Annotated in this window: 6 protein-coding genes; 4 read left to right on the forward strand and 2 right to left on the reverse strand. The window is 60.6% G+C overall.

The genetic code is table 11. From position 1 onward, the window contains the following. Nucleotides 1–182: 182 nt before the first annotated feature. Entirely contained in the window at nucleotides 183–1,637 is a 1,455-nt protein-coding gene (locus ACZY0B_RS25855; RefSeq protein WP_463767093.1) for a serine/threonine-protein kinase, read from the reverse strand. 353 nt (nucleotides 1,638–1,990) lie between these two features. On the opposite strand from ACZY0B_RS25855, the gene ACZY0B_RS25860 reads away from it, so the two are divergent. From ACZY0B_RS25860 to ACZY0B_RS25875, 4 genes are all read left to right on the forward strand, one after another. Continuing rightward, on the forward strand, nucleotides 1,991–4,036 hold the full coding sequence (locus tag ACZY0B_RS25860; protein ID WP_463767088.1) for a serine/threonine-protein kinase: 2,046 nt from the start codon (nucleotides 1,991–1,993) through the stop codon (nucleotides 4,034–4,036). A 1,021-nt stretch (nucleotides 4,037–5,057) separates the two neighbouring features. Beyond that, nucleotides 5,058–5,792, forward strand: a complete 735-nt coding sequence (locus ACZY0B_RS25865) for a hypothetical protein (protein WP_463767089.1) — start codon at nucleotides 5,058–5,060, stop codon at nucleotides 5,790–5,792. Nucleotides 5,793–5,833: 41 nt separating this feature from the next. Further along, the gene (locus ACZY0B_RS25870) at nucleotides 5,834–6,085 is read left to right on the forward strand and encodes a hypothetical protein (RefSeq protein ID WP_463767090.1); all 252 of its coding nucleotides are present in this window, start codon (nucleotides 5,834–5,836) and stop codon (nucleotides 6,083–6,085) included. Between the two features lie 195 nt (nucleotides 6,086–6,280). Further along, a complete protein-coding gene (locus ACZY0B_RS25875) occupies nucleotides 6,281–7,102 on the forward strand; it encodes a GIY-YIG nuclease family protein (protein WP_463767091.1) in 822 nt (273 codons plus the stop codon). A 1,668-nt stretch (nucleotides 7,103–8,770) separates the two neighbouring features. On the opposite strand, the gene ACZY0B_RS25880 is transcribed toward ACZY0B_RS25875, so the two are convergent. Next, a partial coding sequence (locus ACZY0B_RS25880; RefSeq protein ID WP_463767092.1) for a hypothetical protein occupies nucleotides 8,771–9,413 on the reverse strand: 643 nt, incomplete at its 5' end.

The raw sequence follows: 9,413 nt of genomic DNA on the forward strand, positions 1-9,413 counted from the left end.
GTTCAATGGCAGAACATCAGCTTCCCAAGCTGAATACGCGGGTTCGATTCCCGTCATCGGCTCCACGTTTGACCAGCGCCAATAATGTTCGACCTGTTCGATCAGCCTGCGTCGGATCTCACCGAAATAAGCAGCTGGTTGACTCAGCATCTGGGGGCACTGCCCGTGGGCCGATGCGACCGTCAGTAGAGATAAACCCGCGCGTTGTTGCCGCCACTGCATGTAATCCAGTCGTCGGAACCATACGTCGCGCACTGCATCACGAAGTTCGATCCGTCGCACGCGGCCCCGTCAACAGTGTTGCAATCGACGGCGCCCGGCGCTGATACGGTGCGTAGTTGCCGCGTGGCGTTGCCGTACTTGTTCCAGTACGACGTAAGCACACTGCCAGCGAAGTAGCACGATGTCTCCGGTGTTCCACGCCCGGCGTGGCTGCCCCATCCCGTGATGTTGTTGAGGGACCAACCATAGTTGCAGCTCTCATGGTTGGCGCTGTTATCGGGGCCGCTGATCAGCGGCGGGCGTGCAAGAGAGGGGGGTGGCGGCGGCGATAGGGGTGGGACTAGCTGCACCGACGTTGGGCCCTGGGGATGATCGGAGGTCGGCGACACTGCTGTTGGGCCGGCCGTCCGCGTAAGGGTCGTGGGCGGACGATCGTTCTGCTGGGCGAGCAACCCGATGATGACACCGATACCGCCCAAGACGAGCGCGGCAGCGACAATGATCACCGTCGGCACCAGCCACGGGCCGCCCTGGCGGGCCTGTTGGCCAGCTTGCCATGCCGGGCGAGTAGGCCCACCGTCGTAAAGCCCGGGTCCGGCGGCGATGTCAGGACCCGGTTGTGCCGCAAAGGGTCCGCTGTGGGGCCCGGACGAGGATGCTCCGGTCAGGGCACGTTGCGCGGCGCGGCCCAGCGCTCCCGCGCTGCCGTAGCGGTCGTCGGGGTCTTTGGCCATCCCGCGGGCAATCACGTCATCGAAGGCGGGCGGCACGCGGGGATTGACCACGCTGGGCCGCGGCGGGGGCGCGGACATGTGGGCGGCGATCAATTGCTCGACGCCGCCAGCGGTAAATGGGGCCTGGCCGGTTAGGGCCTCATAAAGTACAGCGGCCAACGAGTAGACGTCCACCGCCGAAGTCGTCGGCCGGTCTTCGAACCGCTCCGGTGCCATGTAGGCGAATGACCCGATCGCAGAGCCGGCAACCGTCAGCCGAGTGTCATCGAGGTTTTGCGCGATCCCGAAGTCGATGAGGTAGGCGAAGTCTTCGGTCGAGGTGATCAGAATGTTCTGCGGTTTGACGTCGCGGTGAATCATGCCCTGGGCGTGGGCGGCGTCCAGGGCCGCCGCGATCTGACGGATGATCGCGACCGCACGTTCGGGCTCGAGCGGGCCTCGCTTGAGTAAATCGTGAAGGTCTTGGCCGCGGACGAGCCGCATGTCGATGAACAGACTGCCGTCGGTTTCGCCCCAGTCGTAGATCGGGATGACGTGCGGCTCCTCGAGCATCGCCGCAGCATGGGATTCGCGCTGAAATCTGTTGCGGAAGCGCTCATCATTGGAGAGCTCTTGGCGCAGGATCTTTAGCGCGACGGTGCGGTCCTTACTGGTGTCGTAGGCCTCGTACACCTCACCCATGCCGCCCTGCCCGAGCAACCGGTTGAGCTTGTACTTGCCGAATATCGATCCGGCGCGGACATTTGCTGCAACCACGACACCCCTTCCGCTGCCGACTAGCAGTATCCGCCGCGTAGGCACAGCGCGGACCCATATGCCAAGACCCACGGGGCTGGCCCGATCCCACTACTGGCCCGATCCCATCAATGGTCGCGGATGGTCGCGGCTTAGGGATTTCGACCACCCCATCCCCAGCCAGTCCGCGTATAACTAGTGAAGGGATGCCACGCCTTGAGCCGGAGCCACGGAACTGCGCTGATACCAGCTAAGCGATTGCACGCTAAAGCTACGGGATGGCTATGTAGCATCGGCCCATGCCGTTGCGGAGCGGTACGACTTTCGCCGGATACGAAATCATTCGGCTACTCGGGTCGGGGGGCATGGCCGAGGTCTATCTTGGTCAGCATCCAAGGTTGCCGCGGCAATACGCTTTAAAGGTCCTCTCTGAGGGGATGACGGCGGACACCGAGTTCCGTAAGAGATTCAGTCGCGAAGCTGACTTGGCCGCCACCTTGTCGCATCCCAATATTGTTGGGGTACATGATCGCGGCGAGTTCGATGGCCAACTGTGGATCGCCATGGACTACGTCGAGGGCACCGACGCCGGGCAGCTGATGAAGGACCGTTACCCGGCGGGGATGCCAGTGCAGGACGTGTGCGCCATTGTCACCGCCATCGCTGACGCACTTGACTACGCTCACAAACGTGGACTGTTGCACCGCGATGTGAAGCCTGCCAATATCTTGCTCGCTGAGCCTGAGGACGGCAAGCGGCGGATCCTATTGGCGGACTTTGGTATTGCGCGACCACTCGGAGAAATCAGTGGACTTACCGCGACCAACTTCACCGTGGGCACACTCGCCTACGCCGCACCTGAACAATTGATGGGCGAAGAGATCGACGGCCGTGCCGATCAGTACGCGCTAGCCGCTACGGCCTATCAGCTGCTAACTGGATCTCGGTTATTTCCTCACTCCAACCCGGCGGTCGTGATCAGCCGACACCTCAATACAGCTCCCCCTCCGCTGGCAGACACGCGACCCGAACTCGCGGCACTGGACGCCGTGCTAGCCGCCGCATTGGCCAAGAATCCCCACGACCGATTCGCGCGCTGCAGCGAGTTCGCGGGGGCCCTCGCCGAGCAGACCCAGAATGCGGCGCTGCCGACGTCGGCTGGAGCCACCATAGCGGCGCCCATCGGCCGCTCAACAGCTTCCACAGGCGAACCTTCGACAGATGAACCGCCACCATCCGTTATGCCAAAACCCGCAGAGACGATTCGTGACAAACGCCGGTTGACGCTAGTCGCTGCCGCGGCGATCGCGGTCGTCCTGACGGCGGTCGTTGCATTGACTTGGCGTCCATGGGAGCAGCGCCGCACCGACTCCGCCACGTCGAGTTCGCCGCCGCCTACTGCACCAGCCCCCGTACCCGCCCCCAACATCAACCGCGCACCCGCTGTTCCGCAGCCCGACGGTCAACCCGTCGATCCGGCCAGTACCGGCCCAGCCGAAGGATCGTCATGCAGCCACGCGCAGCACAACAACATCACCATCTCCAACAGCGGAACGACCGTCCGATGCGTATCGGGCCCCGACGGCTACTGGTGGCAGCCTGACACCGGTCAACAAGCCGAACCCGCCCTCGTCGGACAACAAGGATGGGCCGCCTGCCTGAAGTCATCTCCCCAAGCCCAGTGCGTCATGTCAGCCGTCGCCGTCGCTGGAGGGATCAACCCCGCTGGCCCGGTCTACCCGCCTGGCGCCTACGCGATTCCGGCCACGATGCCCTACGGCACCTACGGCGCGAGCATCGATTTTGGAACCGGCCAGTTCAGCAACGGCATCGCTGCCAATCCATGCATCTACACCACCTACAACGCCGCGGGCAACATCATCAACACCGGCACCTTCAACTCATACTCCCAGGGGTCGCCGCAAGCCGAAATCGACCGCAACACAACGCTGTTCCGGACCTCGGGTTGCACACCATGGGCGCTCACCAAGACCCAGCCCGCCATCTCAACTCCTCGGCCCAACCTGCCAGGAACTGATGCGTTGGGTTTTTTGGGGTCCAAGGCCCGCTGCGACCCCGGAAATCCGCCGGCCCTTATGGCCCAGACCACCAAATCCTTACTCGTTGTCTGCCAGCCTGGCTCTGGAAACTATTACTACCGCGGAGTTCGCGTCAGCGACGGAGCCAGTATCGAACTCCCGAACGCAGTCCATACACCTACCGGCTTCGACGTCACCAATCCCGCCGACGGCACACGCTATCAGGTGCGGCCCAATGTGCTGAACATCATTTCGCCGGATGGCCAGGTGGACTCGGAACCTATGGTCCAATACGTGTCCAGGTAGGGATGGAGCCAAGACAAGTCGGAGCACCTCCATATTTTGATGAAGTCGAAGGGCCACTCCGGGGGCTTGGCGCGCCGCTGTGCGCCATCTATCCACGGCGAGGTCACCCATCATGTTGGGCATGGTGATCGAAACTGCTGCGGACACAGTGACAGACACGCCCACTCCAACACTGCGGATTTCCCTGGGAAGCAGGATCTCCAATTGTATGAGACGCCGCAATTTCAGTACACCACTGGCCGCAGGACGCTACGTTGCAGAGCTGAGTAGCTTGCATTGCCAAAGATGATGGCCAAACCCGCGCCCCAGGGAGGAAATATGAAGCTGTTAGGTATCTGCCCACAAGCCTTGGCGGCCACAACGTTCGCGATAGCGAATGTGGCAGGGTTACTTCTCCCGCCATCAGTCAATGCTGCACCAGGGACAACAATCCCGGGAGACGGGACGTACGCCGTCGGCACCGATATCCAACCTGGAACCTACGTTTCATCGAACCCTGGGTATTGCAGTTGGTATCGGCTGTCGAGCCTGAGCGGCGATGGGCAGATCATTGCGTCCGACAACACTGCTTCGGGCAAGCAATACGTGACCATCGCGCCAAGTGACGTTGGATTCAAAACGAACTCGTGCTCCACGTGGAGCTTGGCGTCTATGACACCGGCTAGCCAACCAAGCACAACCATCCCAGGAGACGGCGTTTATGCCGTTGGTGTCGATATCCAGCCTGGCTCCTACGTTTCATCGAATCCTGGGTATTGCAGTTGGTATCGCTTGTCGGGTTTCAGCGGCGATGGGCAGATCATCGCGTCCGACAACACTGCTTCGGGCAAGCAATACGTGACCATCGCGCCAAGTGACGTTGGGTTCAAAACGAACTCGTGCGCTACTTGGAACCTCGCAACGTCACGGTAGGCGCGCCATGGTGACGAATCCGCCGCCGGGCTGGCAGGCCGGCGCTCCTGGCTCTGAACCATCGTATCTGCCGTCAGCTCGCCCTCAAGCGGTGAGGAAACAACGGAACGTGCTGGGGTTAATCGCGTTAATCCTCAGCATCATTGGATTCATTTTTGCCTGCATCCCAGGAGCACTCATCGTCGGATGGGTGCTGCTACCTATCGCGTTCATCCTCGGCATTGTGGGGTTGTTCCCGTCCGGAAAGACGAAGGGCGCAACCATTGCTGCGGTCATAGTCTCAGTTATCGGAACCGTGGTTGGCGTCACCGTTTTCTTCACTGTGGTCGGGAACGCGTTCGGCAACGCCTTCCAGAAATCAGACTTCTCGCCGTCTTCCCCGACGGCAACTAGTGGGGGCGGGAGCGGCCCTGGCCCTCAGCCGAGCAGTAAGGGCAGCAGGGAGAACCCGCTTCCCATCGGCGAGACTGTCAGTAACCAGGACTGGCAAATTGCGCTCGGACCTCCCCGCGAGGCAGGGGCCGAGATTGCGGCGACAAACCAGTTCAACAACCCGCCTAAGGCGGGCATGGAGTACTGGATCGTGCCAGTCACAGCTACCTACACCGGAGACAAAACCGGCAATCCCACGTTTGGCGTCACCGTCAAATTCGTGGGCTCAGACAACCGGACCTATGATGGCTACTGCGGAGTCATCCCCGACCCGGTTAACGATGTCGGCGACCTATACAAAGGCGGGGTGGCTAAAGGGAACAAATGCGTGGCTGTCCCTGCCGGTGCGAACGGACTGTGGACCGTGTCCACCGGATTTGCCGGTAAGCCCGTCTTCTTTGTCGCTAAGTAACGCGGTTCCTTGAGTCGGGCTACTTGGTAGCGGAGCAGGAATTGAACTTCTTCGCCGTCGCTGCTGCGGTCATGACCGTGTTCGCAGGCTTGGCATCGCCAGCCGCTCACGCGGACAGCTATAGCCCGCAGGAGCAGGTGCTGCTGGACCAACTGATGAACAGGTGCAACGACACGCCGAACGAGCCAACAATCCACGCCTGCGCCGAGAAAGCCTTGGAACTGATCCAAGACGACGGCAAGCCACTCGGCCCGAATGAATCCGCCATCGCCGTGGGAGAAGTTCGTCCGTGACTCAATTCCCGACGGGGCGGGGCTGCAGAAGTGCGTCGATCTGATGGGGATCTACGCCCAATTGCGTTCAACTAGTGCGATCAATGCGCCCTAGACGACCCTCCGCTCTAGCCCGACACCACATGGCCCGGCTGATCCCTGAAGGTGACAGATACCCGACCTATGGTGATGGCCGCTTGACTAAAAAGAGGAGACATGAACATCAGCGATGAATCGGTAGCGCCGCGTGAAGTTGACGATGAGCTTGGGGCAGTTCGGCCCTGTCCAGAGGTACAGGCGGAGATCGTCGAGTTCCTTCGCAACGACCAATCTCGCGTAGGTGAAGTTTTTCGCGGGCGGGATCGTGGACTTAGTGCTGACGACATCGCCGCCGAACTTGGTGTTGCTACCTCCGGGTTCGTTTCGAACAACACGAGGGCAATCCTGTCTCTTACTGACGGCGACCTGGCAACGGCACCGACTCTCGCCTTACAAACTGCGCGGATCTTCCGCCGGTTCCTCAAGAACCATGATTGGTCGTCTGAGGCTCATAGGTATCTTGAACGAAACCTTGCCGAGCTGGAACGTCGTGCCAGTGACGAGACTGCCCGGACAGTTGAAGTCGAGCAGGCGAAAGCGCAAACGGAACGCGCGGAGTCCGAAAATTTGCCGGGGATCTATGTCTACGCGCTGCCTCAGTACTTGCGGTACCCGTATGAGAAGAGCGGCCGAACGCTAATGAAGGTCGGGCGTAGCGACAGCGACGTGATCCAACGATTTATGAACCAAACCCGCACAACTGCACTGCCAGAAGAGCCGATCTTGCTCAGGATTTACCGAACGGAGCCACAGTCATCAGCTATCGCTGAAGACCGCTTCCACCGACTCCTCGAAGCGGCAGATCATCATCGGAGTGTTGCCAGGACAGCGGGACGCGAGTGGTTTGTCACCAGCACTCGGTTTCTAGATGAGGTAGCCAAGACCCTCGCGCTCCGCATAGTAGTCGTGAATGAAGCGGAGATCTCCGAGGACGAATAGCTAGTTGTTTGTCCGAAAGGCCCCATCTCTTGTCTCTAGTCTTCGTGTACCACGGCTGCAGCAACGTGAGAGGTGCACCTCGATCACCTCAGAGTCGCGTCACTTATCGATCTGAGCGCCCGACCTTGCATCGTAGGCCCATCTGAGAACTAAAGACCGTCATCACGAATGCGGCGTTGTGACAGTCGGCGTCGAAGTAAGATTTGGAAATGTCGGGAATGTAGGAAGGTCGTTAGGCGATGGATGCGTGACGCCTGGCCCACTATCCCTTTGGGTCCAAATGTAGCCGGCCCCAAAGACCAGAGCTAAGGACGCCGCAATAACTGCGGCTGTTTGCCAATTGAAAGTCCATCGCGTTAAGACTTGTCCGGTTGACTCATCAACACCCTTTGCAATTTGCCTCGCCACGACCCAGGCGGCGACGCATAACACGGCAGACGACACGGCGAGCAGCCATAGCCCCCACCCGACTGACGGACCAACGGGAACGCCGAAGAGACTTTCCTTCGGGACTGTCATGAGCCTAATTAAGAACGACACCGCCCAGCCCCCGCAGGCCGCTCCCACAACGAACGGCGCCCACGCGAGCGGAACTGCCCAGCGCGAATCGAACCTAGTACGCAGCCAGAACAACTCGGTGAGTAGTGCAACGCAGGAAATTGCTCCGAGGGTCAGAGTGGTTATGCCCCAGTTTCCAGCATCGAGACCGTTCAACGTGAATATGAACGCGTTCATCCATGGACCGACGCTGCCCAGCATGACGCCCACGCTCGCAGCGATGGCGGCAAACAGAGAGGGGCGATAGTACGGCGCGGCGTTGGGCGGCCAGTCGGACAACGGAGGCATGCCCGACATTGGAGAAGCCACATTGGCCGGTTTTCCAGAAGCTGGCGTGCCAGGCTTTGGAGAAACCGGTTTGCTAGACGTTGGAGAAATGCCAGTCCTGTCTGCCGTCGGAGCATCGGTCTTACTCCGCGCCGTAGACCGCGTGGTTGCCTGGGTCGCGTTAGCCAACGAAGCGTCGGCGCTGTCCAGAAACGTCTGGAACTCCGACAGGCTGATTCGACCGTTCTCGAAATCCTCTAGTTTCGAGCCGATTTCGGTGGAGAGCTTGACGAGCGCTCTTGGTTGGCTTGCGCGTTCAATCCGCGCACCGCATTCGCCACAGAAATGTTGAGCGTCGGGGTTCTTGTGGCCGTTTGGACAGGTCGCCATGAGAATTCACCGTAGTCGTACCGGCCAAAGTTCTGAAGGAGAAGTGATTGGGCCTTGGCGACCTAACTTGAGGAATGGGAATCGCCGCGTCGAGATGCAGGTGCCGCGCGACGGCCTAACGCGCCCGCGCAGCGTGCAACTGACGGGCGGCACCGTGCGGTTAGCAAGTGTCCGCCGCAAGCGCCGGAGACCGACCACAAAATTGTTCGTTTCGCCTTCGACCCGCGAGCCGCCTAGCTAGCTTGTTCATCGCAGGCTCACCGAAGGGCGGTAAAACGGGGCGCACTCGCCGTCGGCAAGCTATTTCTAATCTCGCTGTAGCGCCAATCGGCGGGACGGCCTCTGCAGCAGCAGCGCACAGCCCGCAAGCAGCGCCGCCGCTAGGCGTTGTTGTCGATGTGCACGCACCATACGGAATCTGCCATCCCTCGTGTCGACACACACGAAGCTGCACTAATGCCCGGGTGGACCGCAAAACGGCGGTGCGGGTGGCAAGTTCGTCACATTGACCGTCGTCTCATTATTCGTCAAGTTCGTCGTCTGATTGGTGACCGGGCTCGTTGTCTTGGGAGACAACCAGCCATGCACGGCCACAACAACACCCAGGATGAATGAGAGTATCGCCACGACTGCCGCAATCTTCGTATACAAGAGAGTTTGAGCGGCAACAACTTCCGCTGGACTCAGAGGGCGCACCTGCTCGGCAACGTTAGGTGGGTTCGCCTCTATCGGCGTGCCGGAGTCTTCCGCTGAGATTAGTTGCTCAGCGCCACCCAGTTGGGTGCCGACGGCCGCGTACATCATTTGCTGAACTTCGGGGCTCGGGGGTACGAGGACTCGCGGGGCCGCGTCCATGATTTGCTGAACTTCGGGGCTCGACAGCACCGCGTCCCAGTCGACCTGATTTATCAGGTTCTGCACATCCAGGGCCTCCGAGGAGGCCAAGGCTTGCGCGGCCTGCTCGACCAGGTTCTGCGTGTCGAGCAAGCTCGCGAACTGCGGCGTCATGGCTTGCATGGCCTGCTCGACCAGGTTCTGCGTGTCGAGCAAGCTCGCGAACTGCGGCGTCATGGCTTGCATGGCCTGCTCGACCAGG

Source organism: Mycobacterium sp. IDUB_19 (assembly GCF_055419445.1).